Consider the following 24,631-nt stretch of genomic DNA (forward strand, 5'->3'; position numbering starts at 1 on the left):
AAAAAGGCTGGTTGGTGATCGTTTGCCGATCAGCTTTTTTTTGTAAGACAAACAAGGACGGGCTGCGCTCTTTGCGATAAAAAAAAGACATACAGGAAGCTTGGATGAAAAAAAGGTACATCTTGTTATTGCTTTTGCTAATCAGCCTTTTGTTGTTAATCGGCTATAATAGGTACTTTTATCAATTCAAAGATCCTAATCATGCAACCATATTTGTGAATCCGATCAAATCGCCTGACGGCCAATATCAAGCAAGCGCTTATTATTTGCCCTATGGCGGTGCAGCAGGCGGGATTAAACAAGCTGATCCGCAGTAGGCTAAATGAAAGATCGCCCGGCTATTCCAGCCGCGGCGTTTTTTTTTGTTGCTGGGTAATCTTTCATTATAAGTAAATATTACCTCGAATATCGCGGGGTAAGCGAATAAACTAATTGTTAGAAGCGGAATGTTACGCCGAGAGGGCGCAAAAGGAGGAAGCTGGATGATAGAACCTAAGCAAAGCTATACGACTTGGTTTTCACAGCGTACGGGAAGCACTCTCTTAAACGATGCGCTTTCTTCGACGGGAGTAGCCGGGAATCCTTGTGAATGGATGCACGCTAGAGACCCGCATACCATTAGCAAAGAGGAAGTTGAAGCCATGTGGAAGGGTGGCACCACTTCAAACGGGGTGTTTGGGGTAAAAACCTCGCTCAATCGGGAGTGGATTAACGGATTTAGAAAGCTTTTTGAATTGCCTGAAACCGCGACTCAGGCTGAGGTATGGCGCGCCGCTTTTCCTAATTGCAACAAGCATATTTGGATGACGCGCAGAAACAAAGTGCGGCTGGCTGTTTCATGGTGGCGCGCAATCGTATCTGGAGAGTGGCATAGAAAGCATGGCGAAAAGCCGCAGGAGCATGATATAGAAGATAAATATAATTTCGATGCGATTAATCATTTGTATATAGAATGCTCGATGCGTGAAGCGGCCATGGAGCAATTTTTCTCAGAGGAGAAGATCGTGCCGCTGACGATCGTCTATGAGGATTTTATTCTGGACTACGAGGGAACCGTCCTGAACGTGCTGGCGTACTTAAATATTTCTTCGGAAAATGTGATCATCGCCCCGCCGTCTCTGGATCGGCTAGCGGATGCTGCTGCGGAGCAGTGGGTGCAAAGATTTCGGGAGGAACGGCAGCGGGACTGGGTGAATAAAGGCTGGTAATGCTACTCTTCGTTCGATTATTTATTCGCATATGATAGCGCTCACAAAAACGCTTGCCAGCCCTCTGCGGTTGCAGTAAGTTAGTAGTATAAAGGAGGAATGAAATGATGGAACAGACTAATCTGCATTTGTCCAGAAGTCAGCCAGAATTACAAGGAATTCCCTCTTCAGCTGTAAATGCTTTTTTAAACGCTGTACAAGAACGTCAATTGGAGCTGCATAGCGTTATGCTGCTCAGGCACGGCCATGTAGTAGCGGAGGGCTGGTGGGCTCCTTATGCTTCCGACATCACTCATATGCTGTTCTCGCTTAGCAAAAGCTTTACCTCAACCGCCATCGGTCTAGCAGCTTCGGAAGGGAAGCTGTCGTTGGACGATACGGTCGTATCGTTTTTCCCGGAGGATGCCCCGGAGGAAATAGAACCCCATTTATCGGCTATGCGCATTCGTCATTTGCTGATGATGGGAACGGGCCATGACGAAGATACAACGAATAAGATGACCCAAAGCGAAGATGGAAATTGGGCAAAAGCATTTCTCCATCTATCTGTCTTGCACGAACCTGGTACTCATTTTGTCTACAACAGCGGTGCTACATATATGCTGTCAGCCATTCTTCAGAAAGTAACCGGCCAAACGCTGCTTGACTATTTGCAGCCCCGTTTGTTTGAGCCGCTTGGCATAAAAGGAGCGATTTGGGAGAGCTGTCCCAAGGGGATAAACGTCGGCGGCTGGGGTTTGAACGTCACGACGGAGGATATCGCTAAGTTCGGGCAGCTTTATCTGCAGAAAGGCGTGTGGCATGACCGGCGTCTCTTGCCGGAGGGGTGGGTAGAGGAAGCTACGTCCAAACAAATCTCCAATGGAGACGGCGGAGAAAACGATTGGGCTCAAGGGTATGGCTACCAGTTCTGGCGGTGCAGGCACGGCTTGTACCGGGGAGACGGCGCGTTCGGTCAATTTTGTATCGTGATGCCGGAGCAGGATGCGGTGCTGGCTATAACAAGCGGCTCGAACGATATGCAGGGGATCATGAATGCCGTATGGGATCACTTGCTCCCGGCAATGGAATCGTCACCGCTTGCCGCGGATCTGGATGCGGAAGCGCAGCTTGCGGATCGGCTGAAGGGTCTGGCGCTTCAAATACCGCGCCTGCAGCCGGACTCACCCTTGGAAGCAGGGATCTCCGGCAACAAATATATGCTTGAGGACAATGAGCAGCAATGGCAAAGCATTTCCCTGACCTTTGAGGACAATCAAGCAGTAGCCGTCCTGAGCAAGATGGATCAAGAAAATCGGATTATCTTTGGCCGGGGGGATTGGGAGGAAGCTACCACACGTCTGCTTCAGGATGAGGATAAACGTGTTGCTTCCAGCTTTACGTGGGAGAAGGATACGCTCCAACTGACGATGAGGTATATCGAAACGCCGTTTGCGTTTACAATGCTGCTTCAATTTGAAGGGGATAAAATAAGTTTAAACCTTAAAGGCAACGTATTCCCTGATATGCCTGGGATGCAAGGGCGGATAGCGGAATTAGCAAAGGAATAAGAAATAGAATAAGAATCGTAAGTTTAAAAAAAAGGCAGCGGCCGTTTGGGACTTTATTTTTACCGTCCAAGCGGCCGCTGCCTTTTTTGTGCGTTGAACATCGCAATCCTAACAAACGCTTGCTGCCTATGGATAATTATGGTGTAATACAAGCAGGAACAAATGTTCTGTTATTTATAGGGAGGCTGTATATGGAAATAGATAATTGTCACTTAAAAGAGAAGCTGCAAGAGCGTATGAGCCTATTTGGCGTTCCAGGAGCGGGCATAACGATCTTCCAGGAGAACCAGCTCGCAAGCACGATTAGCCTTGGGGTTGAAGAGGCGGGCAAACCTAGGAAAGTAACTTCAGAAAGTCTCTTTCACGCGTGCTCCATGAGTAAAATGGTCACTGCTATCGGCATACTTAAGCTAGTTCAAGAAGGCAAGATAGATTTGCAAGAAGAGGCGAACGCTTATTTGAAAAGTTGGCGTGTTCCAGAAAACCAATACACGAATGCAAACAAAGTAACGATTAGCAGCTTGTTAGCCCATCAGTCAGGGTTCATAGACGTAGAGGGCAGCTATGACATATGCGGGCAGCATTCTCCGTTTCCCACGCCTAAGGAACTGCTATTGGGGACAACAAAATACAATTCAGAGGCTGCGGAGGTCAAATATGAACCTGGCAGTGAGTTTCACTACTCGGATACGGGCTACACGATTTTGGAGCTTATTATCGAGGAGGTGAGGGGAGAGTCTTTCAGCTCGGCCATGGACAATCTTGTATTTGCGCCATTGGGTTTAAAGTCGACATTTTTTTGGAATGGCCTCACGAAACCGGACGGTTCTGAGGAAGCCAGCCTAACGGCAGGGCATGATAAGCACGGGAATGTGGTGATCGGAACGAGAGCACATTACCCGAATTTGTCTGGCGCAGGCTTGTGGACAACATCATCCGAGATGGCTTTAATCGCGATCGAAGTCTTTAAAGCTTGGAGTGGCGGCGTTACATCGTTCCTAACACAGCATTCGGCTCAGAAGATGCTCACGGGATACGGGTGTGCGCCCTTTGCCGGATTAGGGGTCTTTTTATCTGAAGCGAGCGGAGAATCATGCATGCTCTCCAAAGGTTGGGGGATAGGCTATCAGTGCATGCTTGCCGCCTACCCGCGTCTTAAATCCGGAATAGTCGTCATGACCAATGCTGAACCGGGTAAGCCGCAAGAGGAAGCCTTAATCGGAGAAATTATACGAACGGTCTCTCAAACCTATCAATGGCCGATTCTATAAATTGAACAATCAGGAAGCAAACAGGAAGGCCGCATAAGAAAGCGACCCTATATGCAAACCTCTTTACTATAAATCCTCATACTCCCATACTTGCAGCGCAGCACCGATCATGCCGCTCCAATTGCCGCGGTATGCCGCTTCTATCCGGACGCCAGCCGCGAGCGACGGCATGGAACGGAGCCGTACCTCTGCGCGAAGCCGCTCCAGCAGCGGCTTGCCGGTTTCCGCTACGCCGCCGCCAACGATGATCAGCTCTGGGTTAAACGTATGGATCAGCGATGCAATAGCCGTGCCAAGCGCAGCGATCGTTTCGTCCATCACGTCCACTGCTATCGGATCTCCGGCCTGCCAGCGGTATATCACCTCGCGCGTGTCCAACTGCTCATCCAGCATGCTGCTCGCTGCCAGCTTCTCACGCATTCGCCGCGCAATGCTCGTTCCAGACGCATACTGCTCCAAGCATCCCCGTGCACCGCAAACGCAGGGTATGCCTTTGAAGTCAACGGACAGGTGACCGAGCTCTCCAGCCCCGCCCCAATTGCCGTGCATCAGACGGCCGTCGACGACAATGGCTCCGCCAACTCCGGTTCCGAGCGCGAGGCAGATCAGATTGCTCACGCCTTGACCGGCTCCGAGCCGCATTTCCGTCAGCGCAAGCACGTTGACGTCATTGTCCACCCAGACCGGGAGCAGGAAACGATTTTGCAATATACGCTTTAGCTTCGTTCCGGTGTATCCGGCAATGAGCTCCGAGGCATGCCGAATGCTGCCTTCTTTCCAATCCACCTGACCTGCGCTCCCGACACCGATCCCTTTAAATCGGATGCCCGGCTGCTGTAGCCGTGCTTTAGCTAGAAGCCCTTCGACCGCTTCCTGCACGCGATCGACCGTGTTCGCTTGCCCAGCCAATGTGCTGAGGCTAAAGGACAGCAGCACTTCCCCTTCCTTTGTGACGATGCCCGAATTGATTTTTGTTCCTCCGATATCCACGCCAATCGCAAATGATGACGAAGGATCAAATCGCTCTTTTGTCATGGTTGGCACTCCGTTCTTTATTCGTTCATCTTGCTCAGAGCTTGAATATAACGGGCGGTTATAAGCTGCGGTCGCGTAATGGCGCTGCCTACGACGACGTGGGCAGCGCCCGCGTTCATCGCCCTTACAGCTTCCTCAGGTGTCCAGATACGGCCCTCCGCAATAACGGGTACCTGCACCGCTTCCGATAGACGTTCGATCAATTCAAAATCAGGCTTCTCCTGCTGCGGGCTGTATGGCGTGTAGCCGGAGAGGGTCGTTCCGATGAAATCTACGCCAAGCCGAGCCGCCGCAAGCCCTTCCTCGAATGTAGAAATATCAGCCATGACGGCAGCGCCATTCTGATGCGCATAGTCGATGAGCGGCTTGACCGCTTCCAGCCGCCCCTCGCGATCCGTCACATCAAGCGCGACGATGTCTGCCCCTGCGGAGATGATCGCCTTCACCTCTTCCAGCGTCGGTGTAATAAAAATGTCCGAGCCTGGAATATCCCGTTTGATCAACCCAATAACCGGTACATGAACAGCTAGTTTAATAGCAGCAATATCGAACGCGCCGTTCGTACGGATGCCGATTGCACCGGTCATAACGGCTGCTTTTGCCATCTTGGCCATCGTGTCGCCTCCGTGAAGAGGCTCATGCTCAAGCGCCTGGCACGACACGATTAAGCCTCTTTTGGGGAAAATGTCATTTTGCCTAGCCATACTCATCCTCCTTGCTATAATTGGAAAATAAAATCAACCCATTGCAAAAAGGACATCCTGCCATTTTAATAGAAATGGTTGCTCCTATCGCTACAAATTTTCCATATAAGCCTCTGTCCAATGCCCATGGTAACCATTCGATTTGTTATCGTCAAGCTCATTTTCGCCCGATAAATAGGGCTAAGCCCCTTTAGTCAAGAGGTGTATACGAAAGTAAATACAAGTATATAGATCCAGATCATTCTCCTTTCTATACTAGAGCTATGAAGGGAAGCTGCACCAATGGAGCAGCACAATAAAGAACATATGGAGGGGTAGCATGAAGAAGAAAAGGAAGGCACTCTGGATTGTCGCATTGATTGTGTGCTTGGCTATTACCGCATGCAGCAACAGCAAAAACGAAGCGCCTGAAAAACAGACGAACACGCCAAAAGAACAAACGAACGAGCAACCAAGCGAAAAAGCAAACGAAGTGATCGAGGTATCGACGGTTTCCCCAAGCGACCAGTACCTGAAGTTCGATGAAGGCGAAAGCTTCGAGAAAAACGCAGTTTATGATGCCTACGAGAAAGATATCGGCGTTAAGATTACGAACAAATGGGTAGCCGATACGAGCCAATTCAAGGAAAAGGTAAAAATCACGATCGCATCGGATGATCTTCCGGACTTCCTCTTGGTTAACGCGACGCAATTGAAAGAGCTGACCGAAGCGGATATGATCATGGATCTGACGGATGTGTATGAACAGAATGCCACAGAGGAAACGAAAAAGTTTTTGACGATGGATGGCGGCATGCAAATGAAAACAGCGATGTTCGGCAATAAGCTGATGGGCATTCCCAGCTCATACAATCCGTACAGCTATCAATTTTTATATGTGCGCACGGACTGGCTGAAGGAGCTGAATTTACCGGAACCGAAAACGATGGCAGATTTCATGGCGATTGCCGAGGCTTTTAAAACGAAAAGCCTTGGCGGCACAGGCACATCGTATGGTCTTGCCGTAAGCAAAAATCCATTCAGCTTGGAGACGGGAGTAACGGGACTGCGCCCATTCCTCAATGGCTATCATGCGTATGAAAATATTTGGATCGATGACGGCAAGGGCGGCTTGATGAATAGCGATATACAGCCGCAAGTTAAGGATGCGCTTGCGTCCTTGCAGGAAATGTTCAAAAAAGGGCTGCTTGATCCTGAATTCGCGGTAAAAGACGTAGAGAAAGCTGCTGAGCTTATCTATGACAATAGCATTGGCATGGTCTATGGAGCATCCTGGACACCTGCTCAGCTCGTGAAAGGCGCTGTGAAGGACGGGAAAGTGGTACAGGAGTGGGGAGCATTCCCGATTCCGACAGTGGATAGCAAGCCGGCTTTGTCACAGATCGGACTCGGCGTTGACGAGTATTATGTCATCTCCAAGAAAGCGAAGCATCCAGAAGGGGTCATTAAATTGCTGAACCAATGGATAGCTGTCGACAATCACCCGACAGATGAGCAAAAGGTATATGAATTCGGTAAAGACCGCGTAGAGAAAGGCAACAATTACTGGCTGCTTAGCCCGCTTCGCGTAGGCAAGCAATTGGATAACAACGGCGAAGTGCTGCCAAAAGCGATTGAAAATAAGGACACCAGCATTTTGCAGACAAAGGACCATCGGACGCGCTATGAGCGTGCCATGAAATACGTAGACGGCGATACGAGCATGTGGTGGGAATATCTGATTTCAGGTCCGAAGGGCGTGTATTCCCTAGTTCCAGACATCCAGAAGAACGAACAGTATTTGCAAAATAAATTTTACGGCGCACCTACGCCAACGATGGTGGAAAGACAGGAAATTTTGCTCAAGAAGCGGGATGAAGTCTATTTCAAAATCATTATGAATCAGGTATCCGTTGATGAATTCGATAAATTCGTAGAAGAATGGAAAAAGCTCGGCGGCGATGAAATTACAAAAGAAGTGAACGAGTGGTACGCAACGCACAAATAATTGCGGCGCGGATAAGAAGAGGGATTGGATGAAACAATCCCTCTTTTTTATTAACCATTTTGGTGCAGCTCTTTAGTTAAACAGCGAGGTGAATGGTATGAATGTGCTAACACGGATGTGGAAAAGAGAATGGCCGCTTCATCTGATGCTGCTTCCGGGAATACTGCTGGTATTGATTTTCAGCTACGTCCCGATGGCCGGCATCATCATGGCTTTCCAGAAATATATACCGAACAAAGGGCTGTTCGGCTCACCCTTTATCGGGCTGAAAAACTTTCAATTATTAATGGATTATCCCGATAACGGACGCATTTTCTTCAATACGGTTTATATTGCCGTGATGAAAATCGCAGCGGGCCTGCTGATACCGATCACGATTGCGATACTGCTGAATGAGCTGCGGAGGGAATGGATCAAGCGGATGTTCCAGACGCTCGTTTACTTGCCGCACTTTATGTCTTGGGTGCTGCTGAGCGGGATTTTAGTTGATGTATTGTCACCGTCCTCCGGCGTCGTCAATCAACTGCTAGGTTTATTCGGAATTAAACCTGTTTTTTTCTTGGGAAGCAATGAATGGTTTCCTTATGTGATGGTCGCTTCGGACGTATGGAAGGAGTTTGGATTTGGGACGATTGTTTATTTGGCTGCGTTAACCGGCATCAATCCGTCGCTTTATGAAGCAGCGGAAATAGATGGCGCAGGGCGGCTCAAACAAACCTTTCACGTAACGCTGCCCGGCATGATGCCGATCATCGTGCTAATGCTTACGCTGAACATCGGGAATGTGCTCAACGCAGGATTTGACCAAATCTTTAACCTGTACAGCCCTCCGGTCTATGAAAGCGCGGATATTATCGACACCTTTGTTTATCGAATGGGTGTGCAGCAGGCGCAGTTCGGCTTCGCCACGGCAGTTGGCCTACTAAAATCGATCGTATCGTTTATATTCATTTCTCTTTCTTATGTCTTGGCTTACCGTCTTGCTAATTACCGCATTTTCTAAAGATCCAATTCGTCATTCAGAAGGGAGACATACCGTGATTACAACCAGATCACTTGGCAGAAACATATTTATAGGCGGCAATTATATTTTCCTGCTGCTTATATCCTTCTTATGCCTAATGCCTATTATTCATATTTTGGCGATCTCATTCAGCTCCGGCGCAGCGGCGGCAGCAGGCAAGGTAGGGCTGTGGCCGATTGATTTCACAACGGCTGCTTATGATAATGTGTTCGGAAAACAAGAATATTTACGTGCGTTCTGGGTATCGATACAGCGTGTTGTGCTCGGAACAACGCTTAGTATGGCGCTGATGATCATAACGGCATTTCCGTTATCCAAAGATTCTCGTCAATTTCGGTTGAGAACGTTCTATGCGTGGTTATTCGTATTTACGATTTTATTCAGCGGCGGCCTGATTCCGAATTATCTGACCGTCAAATCGCTTGGCTTAATAGACACGCTGTGGGCCTTGGTATTGCCAACCGCCATTCCGGTATTCAATGTCATCCTATTGCTTAATTTCTACCGGAATTTGCCTAAAGAGCTTGAGGAATCCTCCCGTATGGACGGGGCAGGCTACTTCACTACATTATGGAAAATATATGTGCCGCTATCGCTGCCGGCTTTGGCAACGACGGGACTTTTTACGATAGTGGGGCATTGGAATAGTTGGTTTGACGGTATGCTGTATATGAATCATACTGAGAATTATCCGCTGCAAACGTTTTTACAGACGGTCATTATTAAGATGGATTTCCGCTTTATTAAAGCGGAGAATGCCGAATTGATACTGAAGCTTTCCGATCGAACTAGCAGAGCGGCACAAATTTTCGTAGCAGCATTTCCGATTCTTATTGTTTATCCTTTCTTGCAGAGATTTTTCATAAAAGGAATAGTAGTGGGAAGCGTAAAAGAATAGTTTCGGTGTGCTGGATATAGGAGAATAGACGATGAAAAGCTTATTCTATTTGCATGATTCCTCCATATTCAAAAAAATGATGGGAGCTTTTCTGGCTGCCTTGCTGCCGCTGATGGCGATTACCTGGATGATCATTGAGCAAGGCTCGGACCACATTCGCAGCGAAATCTCGGAGTCTGTCCTCAATACGACGAAGTATTATATGGATTCGCTGGACAAGGAAGCGGACCGGATCAGCCGTTATTTGCCCAACTATGTGATGGACAAAGATTTGATGGAAATTGCAACAACAGGCCAGGATATAAGTTCGTATGAGCGGTCGCGCAAAATTTTGGATATTCAGAGGCGGCTGGAGCTTATGAAAAATTCAAGCCCGTTTATAAAGGAAGCAAAAGCCTATATCCCGCTAATCGAACGTACAATTTTGAGCAATAATTATGAAACCTACTTGGATGAGCCTGAATTTATTGCGATGCAGCATAATGCGAAGTTGTATGAAGAGCCATTCCTGTACTGGCAGGACCGGTTATTTATTACGATGCAATATCCGCTAACGACCGTTAAAAAGCCGTTGTATATTGTAGGCGTGGAGTTGTCTACCTCTAAGATTAAAGAAACGCTGTCTCAAATTGGCGGTGCGCGGGGCGGACAGAGCGTGCTGCTTAATTTGGAACGCGGCTGGGTCATTGAAAGCGGCACGGACCCAGCATTGCTGGATCAAATGAAAGCTTTCGCGTTAGAGAAGCGGGAAGCAAAATCAGATGAAGGCTACGAAACGATTATTTATAATGGTAAGCGTTTACTTACCGTCTACAAGTATTCTAGTCTATGGAACTCCCATTCCATTACCTGCATACCCGAAGAGAAGGTGCTTGGTTCCTTGCAGATGTACCAGTCCTTATTCTGGTGGGCTTGCGGACTCTCGGTATGCATCGTGCTGTTCTTTACTTATTTTTTATTGCGTTTTATTTATAGGCCGCTTATGAAGCTGGTCTATTCATTCCGCCGGGTACAGCAGAACAGGCTGGAGCCGATCGTCATCGACCGAGGGGCCGATGAGTTCGGTTATTTGTATCAAGCCTTTAATGAAACGGTGCGATCTCTGAAAAAATTAATTGAGGAAAATTACGAGCAGCAAATTCGGAATCAGCGTTCGGAGCTTAAACGGCTGCAATCGCAGATTAATCCTCATTTTTTATATAATTGTTTTTTTGTGCTGTGCCGATTAATTAAATCAGAGAGCCAGAAGGAAAAGGCTTATCAATTTTGTTTGTATATTGGACAATACTTTCAATTCATAACCCGCAACGATGAGGATGACATTCCGCTAGAGCTTGAAGCAGAGCATTCCCGCACTTATGTAGAAATGCAATCGATCTGTTACGGGGAACGCATACAAGCATTGTTCGAAGGTGACTTTCCTGCCATTCGTGTGCCGAGGTTGATTCTGCAGCCCATTATAGAAAATGCTTATAAGCATGCTTTAGGAAATATGCTTCAGCCTGGCGAGCTATGGGTTCATACGGAGCAAAAGGGTGATGTATTTTCCATTATTGTTGAGGATAACGGCCAAAGCGTGACGGATGAACAAATCGAGCTTCTTCGAAAGAAGCTGCGCCATTCTGCGAACTGGCTCGAGGCAACGACGGGAATGATGAATGTGCATCGCAGAATTCAGCTGCGTTACGGAGAGAAATATGGCATTGTGCTGTCACGGTCCGAATTAGGCGGGTTGCAGGTCAGAATGAATTTGAACGCTAGCTAGAGGGGGAAACAGCATGTACAGACTGCTTGTCGTGGATGATTTGCCCATTATCGTCGATGGTCTCCTTGAGTTATTTGAGCAGACGGAGCATTTGCAGCTCGAGGTGATGAAAGCTTATTCTGGCGAACAAGCTTTGGAGGTTTTGTATCATCATCGTATCGATATTGTGCTTTCCGACATTAAGATGCCTGGCATTGAAGGAATCGAGCTGCTGCAGGAAATCAAATCTCAGTGGCCAGCCTGCAAAGTTATTTTTCTAACCGGCTATAATGATTTCCAATATGCTAGAAACGCGATTACTTACGGCGGTTTCGATTATATTTTGAAGGTGGAAAGCGACGAGAAAATCGTTCAGTCGGTGGAACGAGCCATCGAGAAAATAGAAGAAGAGCAGGATCAGGCGCAGATAATTGCAAGAACGCAGTCCAAAATGAGATTGGCATTGCCCTCGCTGCAAAAAGAGTATATGTGGGGTCTTATTCAAGGGAAACAAGCGACGGAGGAGCAGCTTGGTCAAATTTTCAGCGAAATTGATATTCCGCTCGATGCTTCCATGCCCGTTTACTTGCTCATTGGCAGGATAGACGCGTGGAGAGAGACCTTTACTGCGCCGGACAAAGCACTGCTTGCCTACGCGCTGCAAAACATTTGCGAAGAGTTTTTGTCGGCGCAAGTAAGAAGCTATTCGGTCGTTTTCGAGCTGTCCAAAATCGTTTGGATGATCCAGCCCAAAGCGTCGGATGAGCTTACCGCCGACTCCAGCGGCGTGGAGTGGGTCAGAGCCCATCGTTATGCTAGCGGCATTTTGGAAAACGTTCAAGGGACATGCAAAAAGCTGCTTGGATTGTCGGTGTTGTTTCTTCTAGGCAGCGAGACGACCGGCTGGAACCATTTATCGGACCGTTTTCATACCATCAAATATGGCTTGGTGCAAGGCAACGGTTTATTCAATGAGGTCATTATGACCGATAAAGACATTCAGAAGGATGAGGCTCACGATAAATCTGGAAGCTGTCACGACGGCTTTTATCATGCCCGGGTTCAATTGCTCATGAGCTGCCTTGAGAATAATCATCGGGAGCAATTCAACAAGCTGTATGGAGAGCTTACGGCAGCATGGAATGATCCCTATACCCCTCATGTACGGAAGATCGAATTGTACCACTCGTTATCGGCGGTTTTTCTATTCTACATTCATAAAAACCGGGAGGTTTGCGATTACGTAAACACCCAATTAGACCTCGACCGCCTATTTCGTCACGGCGATTCGACGCCTTGGCCGGAGCTGATTCCCTATTACAGGCATTTGGCGGACTGTTTTTTTGAATGGAAAACATTGCAGGGCACCCAATTGCCGACGGAAGTAGTTAACAAAGTGCATCGCTATATCGAGGAGCATGTCGCAACCGATATTTCTTTGACGGCACTAGCGGATTACGTGAGCCTCAATCCATCATATTTATCCAGACTCTATAAGCAAATTACAGGTATCGGATTATCGAAATATATGAATGATTACAGAAATGTGATGGCCAAAGACATGCTTCTGAAAACTTCAATGAAAGTAAATGAGATCGCGGCTGCGCTGGGGTATAATTCGGCGCTCGCCTTTATTCGCTTTTTTAAGAAGCAGAACGAAACGACGCCGCAGGATTTCCGCATGGCGCGCTACCAAAGACAAAACGAAGGTCAATAAATGTATATGAAAGGTAAGAAACGATCTCTTTTGCCTCTCGTAAGGTCCCTATACAATTGAAGTATAGAAGGCGTACTAGAGGAGGAAAAGGGTTGAAAACATTAACAGCTGTGCTATTAGGCGCTGGCAGCAGAGGGCGATACATTTATGGACCCTATGCAGAAAAATTTCCGAATGAGCTTAAAATCATTGCAGTAGCCGAGCCAGACGATGAGCGCAGAAGCCGGTTCGCAGAAATTCATCAAATTAAGCCGGAGTTTGTATACGATACTTGGGAAAAAGCATTTGAGCAAGGCCGAATGGCAGATGTCATGATCATCTGCACGCTCGATCGGATGCATTATATGCCTGCGATGAAAGCGATGGAGCTGGGTTACCACGTCATGCTTGAAAAGCCAATGTCCCCTTCGATGGAGGAATGCATCCAGCTGGAGCAGGCGTCACTTCGCTATAAGCGGCTGCTTGCCGTTACGCATGTTCTTCGATATTCTCCTTTCTGGTCGGGAATCAAAAAATGTATGGAGGATGGAGAGCTCGGGACGGTGGGGACGATTCAATTAACCGAGAACGTAGGTTATCGCCACATGACGCATAGCTACGTACGCGGCAATTGGCGCAATGCGGAGGAGACGAGCCCGATGATTTTGGCAAAATCCTGCCATGATCTCGACATCATCTCCTGGCTGATGAATCAGCCTTGTACGAGCGTAAGCTCATACGGCTCCTTGCTTCATTTCAAAGCGGAGCATGCGCCCGAAGGGTCGGCGGATCGCTGCATCGACGGCTGCGCGGTCGAGAAGGATTGTGCATTCTCGGCACTGAAAATGTACATGCAGCCGCCGCATCACCCTTGGGCACGTTATATGACAAACGATTTATCGCAAGAGGGAATTTTAAAGGCGCTTAAGGAAGGGCCGTTTGGGCGCTGCGTGTACCGCTGCGATAACAATGTCGTTGACCACCAGGTAGTGAATATGTTGTTTGCAAATGGAGCGAACGCATCATTTATCATGTCGGGACTGACGCAAAGCGGTGCCCGCCGGGTTCAAATTATGGGTACGCATGGCGAAATTATCGGAGATATGGATAAAGGAGCTTTTACGTTATATCGCTATGCTTCAGGAGAACAGCTGGAGATTCGCTGCAATGTCGAAGGAGACGGCCACGGCGGCGGCGATGAGCGTATGGTGAGCGCGTTTCTGTGCGATGTTTGCCAATTTGACCGCAACCCCTCGCACGGACTGACGTCCGCAACGGCATCTCTTCAAAGCCATCTGATGGCATTTGCAGCCGAGCATTCGAGATTGCATGAGGGGCTAGCTGTCAACCTTTCGGATATGCAAGAGAATGAAGCAATGCCAGTATAGATCCGGGCTATACGCAAAAAAATAGACCGCTGCCGTTAGGTTTTTCCTAGGGCAGCGGCTTTTTTATGCGGAAATCTATCATTCCCGGGAGCAGGTAAATAAATGTATATGAAAGTAATAACTTATCTCTTTGAAACAACGGCTATTTTTCATATGGTTACAGTACAGACATCGTTATTCGCTTTTAAATCGATCTGTGTACAATCATGGGAAGGAGGAATGAGCGGAGAATTGTGTTTGAAACGAAAACTTGCTATCAAGAGGCTTACAATTATTTTTACTCAGAAATAGAAAGGGAGCTGTCATTTATGACTTCGAATAAAAGATGGGTAGCAATCGCCTTGATTACGGCCATGATGTTCGCACTGGTTCCGTTAGCGCAAGCGGAAGAGGGACAGGGACAGTCAGCGCAGCGCAATCTTGCCGCTGGACTGAGCTATGAATGGTCGGAAGAGCCGGATGCAAAGTACCCAGATGATAACCATAAGCTAACGGACGGACAATATGGCCAATTGGATATGTCGGATCCAGCGTGGGTAGGGCATGTGAATAAGAAGACACGCGAGATCGTGTTTGATCTAGGCGAAAAAAAGTCAATCTCGAGCATTAAAGCACGCTTTCTGCAGGACTGGCCTACGGGCTCCTCGCTTGTGCCTTTAACGGTCTCGATGTATGCCTCAGATGACAAGGTAAATTGGGGAACGTTATCCCATCAATCTACGAAGCTTCTTTGGGGTGATGGACCGCCAAGGGAAGAGGTCTTTGACTGGGTTGGGAGCAGAGACGGAATCAAAAGCGGCAATTCCGGCGCAGAGATGGCGTATGCCCGTTATGTGAAAGTAACCTTTTCGATGCATACGCGAGCTTGGTCGCTTATTGATGAAGTTGAAATCTGGGGCGCAGATGGAAAGGTTGGGGGAGCGGAGCAAGTTGCCGCTGAACAGCCTGCGTTACTTGAGCCGGGAGAAGCGACAGCCGGCATTCGCAACCTAGGGCTGCTCTATAACGGGCAATACGCGAATGGCAAGGGGGATTGGTCGAAGGAAAGGATTATTCCTAATATTAGCTACGTAGATCGGACAGGTGAACCAGTAGACTGGCTGTTTGACGGGGTTCTATACTTGGGGCTAACCTCACCGGCGGGAAATGGGTATAACGGAGGCGCCAACCTGGAGGATTGGAAATGGTATTTGGATAAAACCTTTGCGGAAACGGGCGATATGCAGCAGCTAAACGAAGCGGCCATGGAAGTGGGCGCCAAGCTGAACCAGCCGGACCATAAGGTAAAGGTTGTTTTGATGATTCCAGACCCGGGGGAATATTTGAATGATTTTGGAGATGTAGACGGTGACGGCATATCGGAAAGCTTCAATGCTTCCCAAATCGGCGAAGAGGCAGCGTTTGCCAATCGAGAAAAAGCGGTTCAATGGTGGTTGAATGAAACGAAACAAAGATGGGCAGCGGAAAGCTACACTAATCTTGAGCTTGCTGGCATGTACTGGCTCGAGGAGCAAATCAGTACGAGCGCGACTGGTCCGGATCTGCTTCGTTCGGCTAGCAAGAAAGTGCATGACAGCAGCTTGAAGTTGTTCTGGATCCCGCATTTTCTGGCGTACAAGAGCCATATGTGGAAGGAAGTCGGGATAGATGCCGTAGCCTTCCAACCAAACTATTTCTTCGAGGAATTGGGCATGGAGCGTCTTGAAGACGCTTCCAATATAGCCAAGCGGTATGGCATGGGCCTTGAGCTTGAATTTGACGACAGGATGGTGAACGATGCCGTGTTCCGCGAGCGGTTTGTGGATTATTTGAACAGCGGCGTTGAAACCGGCCTTATGAAATCAGGCTTTAAAGCCTACTATCAAGGCAATAATGCGGTGACAGACACTGCGGTGAGCACGGATCCTGCAACGCGCATCTTGTACGATTGGCTGTACCAGTTTGTGAATGGCACCTATCAAGTGAACAACGCTGCCCCGCCAGAGGCAGTTGTGCAAATGAACGGACAATTGCTTCAAAGCGGAGCAGTCGTTCCGTTTACGGAATCCGTTCAGTTTGGATGGGAGGTCAAAAATGATGATGGGAGCGGATTGACGAAAGTATCCGCTGCCTTCGACGGCAAGACTTATACGCAAGGGACCGTTATTGATCTGGCAGGAAAGCCGGGAAAACATGAGCTGACTGTTACGGTAGCAGCGGGCAAGTCTCAGAAAACTAGCTATGTGATTGAGGCAGCTACCAGCATTTCCGATATGAAAGTGTTAGTAAAACGTTTTGACGAAGATAAGCAATTCAAGAATGAGGATGCGGCTCGTTCGTTGAACAATTATTTGGAAATGGCGGCTCGCTTCAAAGGATCGGATGAGGCAAAGGCTGCCAGTTATTTGAAAGGTTTTAACGCCAAGCTGGAGCTTTTCAAAAAAGATCAACTGATCGCAGATGGGGCGTATAACACGTTAAAAGAAGGCATCTATTCCTTAATCGGGAATTTGGCGCTGAATAAAGCCGTGTCAGCATCCTCGGTGGAATCTGCCAATCTGAATTATGCAGCCGAAAAAGCGGTAGACGGATTCCCGGCTACAAGATGGTCAAGCGAAACGATTAACGATGTATCGTTCCAGATCGATCTTGGCGAAGTGAGGGAGCTAGATACGGTCAGATTCGACTGGGAATATGCCCGGGCAAAGACTTACCGATTAACCGTTTCGGACGATAAGCAAAATTGGACAAATGTGAGCAAGGAAAACGACGGAATCATTACGGCGAAGGAAGGAAGAGAAACGGTACATTTTGATCCGATCAAGGCTAGATATATAAAGTTTCAAGGGATTGAGAGAGCTACCTTTTACGGCTATTCCCTCTATGCCTTTGAGGTGTACAGCATTACGGGAGCCGAGAGTGGACCAGCGCTTGACGGAATGAAAGCTGTCGTAGACGCCGCAACAAAAAAAGTAACGATCGATGGGCTTGCCATGAACGGTGACCTTGCAAAGGTAAGTTTGAGAGTGGTTGATCCGCAGGGCAAGGATCATTTTGAAGCACGGACGACTAGCACAAAGGATGGCAGCTTTCAATTCGCCTTTACGCTTACGGGTGAGAAAGAGGGCGTCTATGAGGCATATGTAACGACAGACGGTATGGGCAAGCCTGAAAAAATGACTTTTGAGTATAAGAGAGCGTCAACCGGCGTTGGAGGCGGCAACTCCGTTGTCACCGTGCCTGACTTATTCCAGATCCAATCGGACGGCTCAGTTAAAGCAGAAATCAGCTCAAAGCTCGATTCGAGCGGAACGACGGCGATTAGTGCCGTTAGTGAGCAAGACTTGCTGAAAGCAATTGCGAAAGCGAAGGCAGATCAAAACGGCATGAAGAAGGTAAGCATGAGCGTTAAGAAAAACGGCGAGGCCGTGAAATATGCTTTGGATCTTCCCGCAGCTTTGTTGTCCGAGTATCCTAAACTTCTTCTTGAAGTGAGCTTGCCAAAAGCAACGATCTTGTTATCTGGTCAGATGCTGCCTAAATCAGCAGATCTAGGCAAAATGCTGCGCTTAATCATAGGCGAGCGGGACGGGAAATTATTGAAGCAGGACGGACGGACACTATTGGGACCGGCCATTGACCTGTCTGCGGAAATGGATGGCAAGGCTTATAGCTGGATGAATGAAAAGGCGCCGATTACCGTCACTGTTCCGTATTTGCGTTCGGACAATGAGACCGCGACAAAAATCGGTATGCTGTCCATTAACGACCAAGGGGCAGCATCAGCGATTGCGAACGCGGAATATTCCCATTCCGCGCAGCAAATCAAGTTCCAAACGGACCGAACAGGAACCTATGCGGCATATGCGGAGCAGCCTTCATCACCATTTGCAGATCTCGTCAAGTATGGATGGGCAAGAGAAGCGGTCGAACAGCTGGCTGCTTTAGGGATCGTGAAAGGTACATCGGCCACAACCTTTAGTCCAGCCGCGCAAGTAAGCAGAGCTGACTTTGTGTTAATGCTTGTCAGAGCGCTTGATCTGAAAGGAGAGGCTGCCGAGGCATGGGCAGATGTAAAGCCGCAAGATTATTATTACGAGGCTGCAGCGACAGCTAAACAATTCGGCATCGTTACCGGCACCGATGGAGAGCGATTTGCACCAAAAGCAAAGATTACTCGCCAGGATATGATTGTAATGGCTGCGCGGGCGCTGAAGGCCGCGCAAGGGAAAGAGATTAAGGGGGATTTGGCGACGCTTGACCGCTTCAAGGATGCAGACAAGGTGTCCGGTTATGCGGCATACAGCATGGCAGGCTTAATCGAACAGGGATTGATTCAAGGTGACGGAGGAATGATCAAACCGCTTAATCCTTCCACGCGTGCCGAGACAGCCATGTTCCTGCACCGACTGATGCGGCTTTGGCAGAGTAACGAAGCGTAATCGATTTATTAGCAAGCCGATCGAATGTAAGACCGTTGGTCTTCTATTCGATCGGCTTTTTTGTTTTGAAAGGCTCTCGTAATCATTGAAATCGCGCATCGCAAAAATCGACATTGTCGAATAATGTTATGACAAAAGCCCCGATTTCCGCAAAGAAATCTGCTGCTGCAAAATGCTGGGTGAGTAGCGTATACTAATGATAATTTATGATGTAAATTGAACTGACCAAGAGGAGTGCATAGCGGTATGTTGGAGTTGTCGATCGATGAGCCGGAGCGGTTAAGAAAAGTTGCACATGCACTCGCATCGGATGTCCGCATAAACATTTTAAAGCTGCTGAATTACAAGCAGGAAAATATTATCGATCTTGCTGATAAACTGGACCTGCCCGTATCCACGGTCGCTTCGAATATCCGCGTGCTTGAGAACGCGGGCATTATTGCAACGGAGGTGCTGCCTGCTTCCCGCGGCACGATGAAGGTTTGCACACGGACGTTTGACGACATTCATATGCAATTGAATGTAAACGATGAATACAGTCCCAAATCGAGCGTCTACCAAATTGAGATGCCGGTTGGCTGTTACACGGACTGTGAAATCTACTCGACCTGCGGCTTGATCACAGAAACGGGAATCATCCAGCCCGTGGACGAGCCTTCACATTTCTATCATCCGAGCAGAATCTCGGCGCAATTGCTCTGGTTTAGCAGGGGAAACGTGGATTATAAATTCCCGCCGCTGCCCGAGACGGACGCAGACATTAAATCCATTCAATTTTCGATGGAGATATGCTCCGAAGCGCCTGATTACGATCACAATTGGCCATCGGATATTACGATATGGATCAATAATATCGAAATCGGAACATGGACTTGTCCCGGTGATTTTGGCGATAGAAGAGGCAAGCTGAACCCGCACTGGATACCCGATAACCATACGCAATACGGGCTGCTAAAAACGTGGAAGGTTGATAATGGCGGAAGCTTCCTCGACGACGTGGAAATTTCCAAAGTGAAGCTGGACGAGCTCCAGTTGAGCCAAAATAGGTTCATCAGCTTACGGATCGGAATCAAGCAGGATGCGAAGCATATCGGCGGAATCAATTTATTCGGCAAGCAGTTCGGCGATTATAACCAAGATCTGATTATGCGGATCATCTACTGAGCGAATCTATGATTAGATCGACATAAAGAACATTGCAAAACATGTAGAATAATCGAATATTTTGTCTGCAACTTAATGGGCTGTCCTGGATAGGATGGCCTATTTTTTTGCTTTCTTTTTTAAGCGCAATGGACTGGTTTTTTCATTCATTACAACAAATCGGTAATAATCAAAAAAACGAGAAAAAACTGTTGACGAATCAATTTTTCTCTTATAGAGTGTAAATCAACGTTAGGGTTAACGTTAACTTAACCGTTCGTTTCCAATTATTTTTCGAGGGGGATTTCTATGAAACGTACTAAACTGTATACAGTTGTACTGGGAATGCTGCTTGTTTTGTCATTGATGCTAAGCGCTTGTTCGTCAGGAAATGGCGGCAACGGAGGTAACGGAGGCAATGGAGGAACTACGGAGGCAACAAATGAAAGCGCTTCAAACGCACCGGAAACCGCTCCTGCTGAGAAAGTAACCATCACCTATTGGAACATGTTCGGCGGCGGAGACGGCGTGATCATGAACAGCCTCGTGAAAAAGTTTAACGATGAACATAAGGACAAGATCGAGGTGAAGGCATTAACACAGGATTGGGGCCAATTTTATACGAAGCTGCAAACGGCAGTTGCCGGCGGAAATGCGCCTGATCTTGCCATATCCCACACGTCCAAATTAAGCGAGCTAGTGGATCTGAAAATTATTGAGCCTATGAATCCTTATATCGAATCGATGGGGATTGATATAAGCGGATTCAATGAGAACATGCTGAATGCGACGGTGTTCGACGGACAGCAGTATGCATTGCCGCTTGATGCACATCCGCTCATCCTGTATTACAACAAAAAAATTCTGCGCGAGCTGAATTTGCTCGACGAGAATGAGAAGCCAATGATTGAGCCTGGTCCCGATGGATTTAAAAACTTCCTGCAAAAAATTAAAGACGGCGCTCCAAAAGGCATCGTGAATATGCTTCTCGGCTCCGCGGGTGAAGATCCATACCGGATATGGTGGGCGCTTTATAACCAGCTTGGCGGCGAAGGCATGTTCGATGAAGCCGGACAAAAGGTGACGTTTAACAACGCGCAGGGCAAGCAGGCTGCAGAATATATCAGCAGCATGTTCGAGAGCGGCTTGATCCAGCGCAACCTTCCAAAAATCGGCGAAACGTTCCAAGCTGGCAAAGGTGCCATTTTGCCGACTGGCGTATGGTTTACCAGCACGCTGGAGGCGACAGAGGGGCTTGAGTTCGGAGCCGTTCCATTCCCGCAAATCTACGACAAGCCTGCAACATGGATCGATTCCCATAACTTTATTCTGCCGATTCAGAAGAAAGGGCAAGACGAGAACAAGGTGCGGGCATCCATGACGTTTGCCAAATGGGTGACGGACAATGCGGCCGAGTGGTCCAAGGCTGGACATATTCCGCCTTCGACGACGGCTATAGAGTCGGAAGCGTTCAAAAGCTTGCCGTATCGCCAAGATTATTTGCAAGCAGCCAACGATGGCGTGTACTTGCCGAGATCTCCGAAGATGTGGCCGGCGAAAGACCAGCTCGTCCAAGCGCTCGATACGATTTGGTCCGGCAAAGCACCGGTCGATAAAGGTTTGGATTCAGCCGTACAAAGCATGGAAAAGCTTCTGAATCGATAAAAAATGCACGTGCATCGGCATTGCGGTGACGTAATGCCGATGCACGATTGGAGGTGAATCATGAATCCGGCAACGATAACGGAACCGAATGTGGCGGATATGGCTATCGGCAAGCGAAAAAGAAAGCTGCACAACGAATTGCTGGCAACCGGTTTTCTTGCTCCCTATTTCTTTTTCTTTATTCTCTTCTCCATCGTTCCGATTTTTTACGGATTGTTCGTCAGCTTTCACGACTGGACATTGATAGGCAAGGAAGGATTTGTTGGTCTTCAAAATTACATTTACGCGCTAAAGGATTCGGATTTTTGGGCTTCCTTGTGGCATACGACCTATTTTGCCCTAATCTCCACACCGTTTTTGATCATAACGCCTTTCCTGCTTGCATTAATTCTCGATTCCAAAGTGAAAGGCAGAACCTTTCTGCGTACCGTGTTTTTTATGCCGAATGTGTTATCGGTAGCGGTAGTCAGCTTTATATGGATATTCGTCCTTGCGCCTTACTCCGGCTTGGTTAATACGGTGCTGCATAATCTCGGCATTCTCAGCCCGGAAGCGGAAATTTTCTGGTTGAACGAGCCGCATTTTGCCTGGATTTCCATCGTCATGATCACGCTATGGTGGACGCAGGGCTTTAATATGATCGTGCTGCTCGCGGGGCTGCAGGATATTCCCGTTGATCATTACGAGGCGGCTACGCTGGATGGGGCCAATGCGTGGCAAAGGCTTAAGTTTATCACTTTGCCTGCGATGCGCGGGTTAATCGTTTTAATTACGGTGCTGCAGGTTATCGCGTCCTTTAAAGTTTTCGGTCAGGTTTGGCTCGTCACGCGAGGCGGACCCGGCAATGAAACACGAACGATGATTCAGTACATTTATGAAACGGGCTTTACCGCCAACGATCTTGGATTATCGACCGCAATGTCCTTTATTTTCTTTGTTTTTCTAATTGTGCTCTCATTCGTCCAGTTTAAAGTTTTCGGCAAAAAAACGGATTAAGGGGAAGAAGAGATGAACGAATTCGCTGGCTCCAAAAAGTGGACTTTTCCGAAAATCATGTTATACGTTGCGGCTTACGGATTGGCAATCATCTTTATTGTTCCGATTATCTATATGATATTCACTTCGCTGAAGCCGCCAGGTTCCGCTATGGGGGATATGATCGACCGTTTTCTGCCCCCGTTTTCGTTTGAAAACTACGCTTATATTCTCGAGAATGCGCCGGTGATCAAGTGGACGATCAACAGCTTGACCATCGCGGTCATCGTGCCTATTCTCAGTTTGACTATGGCGTCCTTGGCGGCGTTTGCGCTTTCCAGAATCGACTTCAGCTATAAGAAGCTGGCGTTCTGGCTCATTCTAAGCGGGATGATGATACCGGGGGAAGCGACAATCGTTTCCTTATATATGGTAGCGAACAGCTTGAACATTCTCGACTCGTATGCGGCGCTTATTCTCCCCGGCCTTGCAGGACCGCTTGGCGTCTTGATCATGAAGCAATTTTTCGATGGGATGCCGAACGAGCTGGTAGAAGCCGCCAAAATGGACGGCTGCAGCCTGTTTCGGGTTTGGTGGAATATCTTCATTCCGTTATCCAAGCCGGTGTTGTCTACGCTCATGATCTTTTCTTTCCTTGGCACTTGGAACGATTTTTTGTGGCCGTTTCTGGCGATCCAATCGGAAGACCTGTTCACGCTGCCGATCGGCATTCCGTTTTTCATGAGCTCCTATAACCAAGACGAGACATTGCCGATGACGGTTAATGCTTACGCTTCCGTTCCGATCATCATTATTTTTATCATTTTCCAAAAGTACATTGTTAAAGGCGTTACTTTGTCGGGAATTAAAGGCTAAGCGCAAAATGAAAATACGTTTGAAGGATATCGCTGCCAAAACCGGATACAGCATCAACACAGTCTCTCGGGCTTTGAAGGGAAGAGGCGATCTGAGGGAAGCTACGAGACAATCCATTCTGCGCACGGCAAAGGAAATGGGGTATATCCCAAACGGCATTGCCAGTGCGCTGCGGTCTGGTTCAATGAAAACGATTGCGGTTATCATCAGCGATCTATCCAATCCTTTTTTCTCCATCATGGCGAACTTTATTGAAGAGGCAGCAAGGAAAGACGACTATGCCATATTTGTGCTGAACAGCGGCGAGAAGCAGGAGATGGAAGAGCAGGCCATCTATCTAGCGATCAACAAAGGGGTCGACGGCATCATTTTGTTCCCGGTGCAAGGGAGCTCCGGGAGCGTCACTATTTTGAAGAACGCCAACATCCCGTTTATTTTGGTGGGCAGGCACTTTGAGGACGAGCAGACCGACTACCTGATAACGGATGATGTCCGGGGAGGATACTTGGCAACCGAATACTTATTAAGCAAAGGGGCAAAGCGGATTTTGTTCTTATGCGGCCCCAGCGCCCTTTCTTGTTCGCGGGAAAGAGAGGAAGGCTATAAACAAGCGATCGCCGCAGCCGGCCTAACATTTGATTCTTCCTTAGTCGTCTATCATGAAATCACGATGGGCAATACGTATGCGTTTATGAAGGATCTCGTGCAAAGCAGGGATGATTACACAGGTATTTTCGCCTTCAGCGATCTGGTTGCATTGGAGGCCATTTATGCCATACAGGAAGCGGGAATCCGCATACCGGAGGACATTAAGGTCGTAGGCTACGATAATATCCAGTCCCAGCTGTTTTATCCCTTCCCGCTTACAACGATCAATATTGCCAAGGAAAAAATGGCGGAGCGCGCAGTCGAGATCATCCTGAGCAAGATTAAGGGAGAAGCGGAAAATGTTTTTTTTCAAGAAGTGTTTGAGACGGTATTAATTGAAAGAAAAAGCTGCTGAGCAGCTGCGGTAACACACATCATCTTTATTTAAAGGAGAACAA

At 47.9% G+C, this 24,631-nt stretch carries 18 protein-coding genes; 16 read left to right on the plus strand and 2 right to left on the minus strand.

Translation table 11 applies throughout. The features are described 5' to 3' along the window. Nucleotides 1–104: 104 nt before the first annotated feature. The 4 genes from ADU23_RS19620 (at nt 105) to ADU23_RS19635 (ending at nt 4,029) form a co-directional block, all read left to right on the plus strand. Nucleotides 105–317 (plus strand): hypothetical protein, encoded by a 213-nt coding sequence (locus ADU23_RS19620; protein ID WP_053375278.1) that lies wholly within the window; start codon nt 105–107, stop codon nt 315–317. Nucleotides 318–482: 165 nt separating this feature from the next. Beyond that, a complete protein-coding gene (locus ADU23_RS19625; RefSeq protein ID WP_053375279.1) occupies nt 483–1,208 on the plus strand; it encodes a Stf0 family sulfotransferase in 726 nt (241 codons plus the stop codon). A 104-nt stretch (nt 1,209–1,312) separates the two neighbouring features. Continuing rightward, on the plus strand, nt 1,313–2,758 hold the full coding sequence (locus ADU23_RS19630; protein ID WP_082311152.1) for a serine hydrolase domain-containing protein: 1,446 nt from the start codon (nt 1,313–1,315) through the stop codon (nt 2,756–2,758). Between the two features lie 191 nt (nt 2,759–2,949). Further along, complete coding sequence (locus ADU23_RS19635) at nt 2,950–4,029, plus strand: serine hydrolase domain-containing protein (RefSeq protein ID WP_053375281.1); 1,080 nt, start codon at nt 2,950–2,952, stop codon at nt 4,027–4,029. Between the two features lie 66 nt (nt 4,030–4,095). Here ADU23_RS19635 and ADU23_RS19640 read toward each other — a convergent pair whose 3' ends face one another. Together ADU23_RS19640 and ADU23_RS19645 are read right to left on the minus strand one after the other, a co-directional pair. Beyond that, nucleotides 4,096–5,064: an ROK family protein gene (locus ADU23_RS19640; RefSeq protein ID WP_053375282.1), complete on the minus strand. Its 969-nt coding sequence runs from the start codon at nt 5,062–5,064 to the stop codon at nt 4,096–4,098. A 17-nt stretch (nt 5,065–5,081) separates the two neighbouring features. Next, nucleotides 5,082–5,768: an N-acetylmannosamine-6-phosphate 2-epimerase gene (locus ADU23_RS19645; protein WP_053375283.1), complete on the minus strand. Its 687-nt coding sequence runs from the start codon at nt 5,766–5,768 to the stop codon at nt 5,082–5,084. 319 nt (nt 5,769–6,087) lie between these two features. Here ADU23_RS19645 and ADU23_RS19650 point away from each other — a divergent pair, with 319 nt between their 5' ends. From ADU23_RS19650 to ADU23_RS19705, 12 genes are all read left to right on the plus strand, one after another. Next, on the plus strand, nt 6,088–7,755 hold the full coding sequence (locus ADU23_RS19650) for an extracellular solute-binding protein (RefSeq protein WP_053375284.1): 1,668 nt from the start codon (nt 6,088–6,090) through the stop codon (nt 7,753–7,755). A gap of 97 nt (nt 7,756–7,852) precedes the next feature. Continuing rightward, nucleotides 7,853–8,758: an ABC transporter permease gene (locus ADU23_RS19655; protein WP_197286090.1), complete on the plus strand. Its 906-nt coding sequence runs from the start codon at nt 7,853–7,855 to the stop codon at nt 8,756–8,758. 34 nt (nt 8,759–8,792) lie between these two features. After that, a complete protein-coding gene (locus ADU23_RS19660; RefSeq protein WP_053375285.1) occupies nt 8,793–9,677 on the plus strand; it encodes a carbohydrate ABC transporter permease in 885 nt (294 codons plus the stop codon). A gap of 31 nt (nt 9,678–9,708) precedes the next feature. Next, nucleotides 9,709–11,442, plus strand: a complete 1,734-nt coding sequence (locus ADU23_RS19665; protein ID WP_053375286.1) for a sensor histidine kinase — start codon at nt 9,709–9,711, stop codon at nt 11,440–11,442. A 13-nt stretch (nt 11,443–11,455) separates the two neighbouring features. Then, nucleotides 11,456–13,138, plus strand: a complete 1,683-nt coding sequence (locus ADU23_RS19670) for a response regulator (protein WP_053375287.1) — start codon at nt 11,456–11,458, stop codon at nt 13,136–13,138. 92 nt (nt 13,139–13,230) lie between these two features. After that, a complete protein-coding gene (locus ADU23_RS19675; RefSeq protein WP_053375288.1) occupies nt 13,231–14,505 on the plus strand; it encodes a Gfo/Idh/MocA family protein in 1,275 nt (424 codons plus the stop codon). Between the two features lie 308 nt (nt 14,506–14,813). Continuing rightward, nucleotides 14,814–18,926 (plus strand): DUF4855 domain-containing protein, encoded by a 4,113-nt coding sequence (locus ADU23_RS19680; RefSeq protein WP_063846223.1) that lies wholly within the window; start codon nt 14,814–14,816, stop codon nt 18,924–18,926. A gap of 246 nt (nt 18,927–19,172) precedes the next feature. After that, on the plus strand, nt 19,173–20,090 hold the full coding sequence (locus ADU23_RS19685; RefSeq protein ID WP_053375290.1) for an ArsR/SmtB family transcription factor: 918 nt from the start codon (nt 19,173–19,175) through the stop codon (nt 20,088–20,090). Nucleotides 20,091–20,378: 288 nt separating this feature from the next. Further along, nucleotides 20,379–21,734 carry an ABC transporter substrate-binding protein gene (locus tag ADU23_RS19690; RefSeq protein ID WP_053375291.1) on the plus strand — a complete coding sequence of 452 codons (1,356 nt, stop codon included), beginning with the start codon at nt 20,379–20,381 and terminating at the stop codon, nt 21,732–21,734. A 60-nt stretch (nt 21,735–21,794) separates the two neighbouring features. Continuing rightward, nucleotides 21,795–22,730 (plus strand): carbohydrate ABC transporter permease, encoded by a 936-nt coding sequence (locus ADU23_RS19695; protein WP_231637496.1) that lies wholly within the window; start codon nt 21,795–21,797, stop codon nt 22,728–22,730. A gap of 12 nt (nt 22,731–22,742) precedes the next feature. Beyond that, a complete protein-coding gene (locus tag ADU23_RS19700) occupies nt 22,743–23,585 on the plus strand; it encodes a carbohydrate ABC transporter permease (protein ID WP_053375292.1) in 843 nt (280 codons plus the stop codon). 7 nt (nt 23,586–23,592) lie between these two features. Beyond that, entirely contained in the window at nt 23,593–24,588 is a 996-nt protein-coding gene (locus ADU23_RS19705) for a LacI family DNA-binding transcriptional regulator (RefSeq protein WP_053375293.1), read from the plus strand. Nucleotides 24,589–24,631 lie beyond the last annotated feature (43 nt).

The sequence above is a fragment of the Paenibacillus sp. FJAT-27812 genome (assembly GCF_001273905.1).
Lineage (GTDB): Bacteria > Bacillota > Bacilli > Paenibacillales > Paenibacillaceae > Pristimantibacillus.

Bases quoted from the DNA above. Each gene is read 5' to 3' on its own strand.
- ADU23_RS19620 (WP_053375278.1), top strand. From the start codon at position 105: ATGAAAAAAAGGTACATCTTGTTATTGCTTTTGCTAATCAGCCTTTTG.
- ADU23_RS19625 (WP_053375279.1), top strand. From the start codon at position 483: ATGATAGAACCTAAGCAAAGCTATACGACTTGGTTTTCACAGCGTACG.
- ADU23_RS19630 (WP_082311152.1), top strand. From the start codon at position 1,313: ATGATGGAACAGACTAATCTGCATTTGTCCAGAAGTCAGCCAGAATTA.
- ADU23_RS19635 (WP_053375281.1), top strand. From the start codon at position 2,950: ATGGAAATAGATAATTGTCACTTAAAAGAGAAGCTGCAAGAGCGTATG.
- ADU23_RS19640 (WP_053375282.1), bottom strand. From the start codon at position 5,064: ATGACAAAAGAGCGATTTGATCCTTCGTCATCATTTGCGATTGGCGTG.
- ADU23_RS19645 (WP_053375283.1), bottom strand. From the start codon at position 5,768: ATGGCTAGGCAAAATGACATTTTCCCCAAAAGAGGCTTAATCGTGTCG.
- ADU23_RS19650 (WP_053375284.1), top strand. From the start codon at position 6,088: ATGAAGAAGAAAAGGAAGGCACTCTGGATTGTCGCATTGATTGTGTGC.
- ADU23_RS19655 (WP_197286090.1), top strand. From the start codon at position 7,853: ATGAATGTGCTAACACGGATGTGGAAAAGAGAATGGCCGCTTCATCTG.
- ADU23_RS19665 (WP_053375286.1), top strand. From the start codon at position 9,709: ATGAAAAGCTTATTCTATTTGCATGATTCCTCCATATTCAAAAAAATG.
- ADU23_RS19670 (WP_053375287.1), top strand. From the start codon at position 11,456: ATGTACAGACTGCTTGTCGTGGATGATTTGCCCATTATCGTCGATGGT.
- ADU23_RS19680 (WP_063846223.1), top strand. From the start codon at position 14,814: ATGACTTCGAATAAAAGATGGGTAGCAATCGCCTTGATTACGGCCATG.
- ADU23_RS19685 (WP_053375290.1), top strand. From the start codon at position 19,173: ATGTTGGAGTTGTCGATCGATGAGCCGGAGCGGTTAAGAAAAGTTGCA.
- ADU23_RS19690 (WP_053375291.1), top strand. From the start codon at position 20,379: ATGAAACGTACTAAACTGTATACAGTTGTACTGGGAATGCTGCTTGTT.
- ADU23_RS19695 (WP_231637496.1), top strand. From the start codon at position 21,795: ATGAATCCGGCAACGATAACGGAACCGAATGTGGCGGATATGGCTATC.
- ADU23_RS19700 (WP_053375292.1), top strand. From the start codon at position 22,743: ATGAACGAATTCGCTGGCTCCAAAAAGTGGACTTTTCCGAAAATCATG.
- ADU23_RS19705 (WP_053375293.1), top strand. From the start codon at position 23,593: ATGAAAATACGTTTGAAGGATATCGCTGCCAAAACCGGATACAGCATC.